The following is a 2,237-nucleotide window of genomic DNA, read 5'->3' as shown; positions in this document are numbered from 1 at the left end:
CCTACTCTTGACAAAATGTACCTTATTCTTCTTGATAAAACCCTTATTTTATTGATAATCATCAACGGAGGATTAAGGTTTGGGGGTTTGCGAGCGATCGCTCTCACGAATGTTAAGAAAGATCCGGGTAATGGATAGCTTGTAAGGGGAGGGGACTGGATTTTATTGTTTTTTGTGTGGTCGGTGAGCGAAGTTGATAGCGATAGCGTGGCGTTAGCCATACCGTGTTCGGTGTGTTCGGTGTTCCCTAAGATAAAAATTACCTGTTGAAAACTTATCAAACATCCTCTCATATTCAAAATTATAGGAGACACAGCACCAGTATGTCTCCTATGCTTCTATTTAATTCCTGGTCACTGTGGAGATGTTTGCATTCTGGAGGATGAAAGAAACCAAAAGACCAGGAAATTAATTCATGATTCTGGGATCTTAACTAATCAAAGCAGTAATGTTTTTTCACGTCGCTGGTGATTTCCCATATACAAGACATACCAGCCGGAAAAGTCACTAAATCACCCTTTCCTATTTTCACTGGTTGTCCACCATCGGGGGTAACAACGACATCACCTAACAAAAAATAACAAGTTTCTTGAGTATCATAAGTCCAGGTAAATTTGGATATTTCTTTCTGCCAAATTGCCCACTGAAACACACCCAACTGGTTGAGGCGTAGTTGACTTGGTTGATGCTCAATTTTAATTTCCATACCATGTTTTCTCGGTTAGGATTTAGCAGTAGGATTGAATGTCCTCTCCACACTCATCTACTAAATAACACAAAGCGCGAAAGCGTAAGCCGACAAATTCATCATACAGTGGATTAAGCTTACACAGAGGGGGGATGTGGGCTATTTTGCGCCCAAATAGCATGACATCGCGCTCGAAAGGACACTGAGACGGAATCATTTTAGCAATAAAGTGAGCAAAGTCGCGATTTTTAATTTCAATGTTGTCTAGCCTTTTACGTAATGGTTGCAGTAAGTGGAATTTGCGTGGAGTAAATTTATTGTGGCTACCTACATTGTCAGTTGCTTCCACTTCCACAGCTTTGATAAAAGCAGGTAGGATAATATGCTGATTATTTGTCTTAACCATAGTTCTGACCAAGGTGTTCCTTGTATTGATAAACTATTTGCCGATTGGGAGTTTTACCATGCCATCTATATCTGGGATTTGTCTTGTGTTGATAAATCAAACGGGGACAATCACAAAGTGAGTAATTTGCATAGACTTTCCTGGTAAATAGTTCACTCACTTTATATTTAGCTCACTGGATAATGAATAACTGTCCCGTTAAATACAAAATAACAAAGAAAATATAAAAATGGTATTCCCTTAACTTATACTTATTAGTTCTTGCTCTTCAAAATAGTGATCCCCCAGATTAAATTTAAATTTATGCGTGAGAAACTGCTCAGTAGTTGTAATTCTACTTTGGCAGTCACAAGCAGGGTGTAACCTTGGTTCCAGCTAGGCTAGATTTGTAGTTATTCCTTGACTTTAATTTATTTTAGTCCCCGGATATCATAAAAATTGTCGTATTCGCTACAAAACTACTGTCGGATATTATTTAATATCCCCCGCCATATTCTTTGATAAGTACAAACTAACCTATTGTGCCGTTGGGACTGACCATAGCTAGAAGTATTCTGACCTCACAAGCACTCTGATGAGTTATTGATTTCTTCCAGCGCGGCAGGTTCCTAGGCCTAAGAGGATGTTTGATAAGTCATGATTAGTGTATCAACTATTGTTTGACCCCACCCTAACCCTCCCCTTGTAAGGGGAGGGGATTGGATTTGATTGTTTCGGTTCCCCATTCCCCATTCCCCATTCCCTGTTCCCTGTTCCCTGTTCCCTGTTCCCTGTTCCCTAAGATAAAAATTACCTGTTGAAAACTTATCAAACATCCTCTAAGTACGTGAGACCTCGTAACTAAAATAACTATTGTTAAGTGATATTACAAAATTTGCCAAAATATTGAGAAATTGACTGCAAGCCAAACATGGCTTTAACGTAGAACCTATAGGAGAGCTAGTCCTAAGCTGGCTATTTTATAGACAAAACTATACTTATGATTACAAGCATTGACATAAGTGAGTTAATAAAATCGCCCACTTGATATATAATACGATATTAAGTATTGAATTAAGACTATTGCCAACGCGAAAACCAAGCAATGATAGCGGTAGTCTTTCTTGTAAATCTTAAGAGAAATATCGCGTCTGGCTAAGGCGT

2 protein-coding genes are annotated in these 2,237 nt (G+C 38.7%); both read right to left on the bottom strand.

Annotated elements, in window-relative coordinates; translation table 11 throughout:
- Window positions 1–433: 433 nt before the first annotated feature.
- Window positions 434–706 carry a cupin domain-containing protein gene (locus NWP21_RS00415; protein WP_271731465.1) on the bottom strand — a complete coding sequence of 91 codons (273 nt, stop codon included), beginning with the start codon at window positions 704–706 and terminating at the stop codon, window positions 434–436.
- A 22-nt stretch (window positions 707–728) separates the two neighbouring features.
- Window positions 729–1,094, bottom strand: a complete 366-nt coding sequence (locus NWP21_RS00410; protein WP_280791197.1) for a Mo-dependent nitrogenase C-terminal domain-containing protein — start codon at window positions 1,092–1,094, stop codon at window positions 729–731.
- Window positions 1,095–2,237 lie beyond the last annotated feature (1,143 nt).

This window comes from Anabaenopsis sp. FSS-46, from assembly GCF_029891665.1.
Taxonomy (GTDB): domain Bacteria; phylum Cyanobacteriota; class Cyanobacteriia; order Cyanobacteriales; family Nostocaceae; genus Anabaenopsis; species Anabaenopsis arnoldii.
This window is presented reverse-complemented; position numbering and strand designations above follow the sequence as displayed.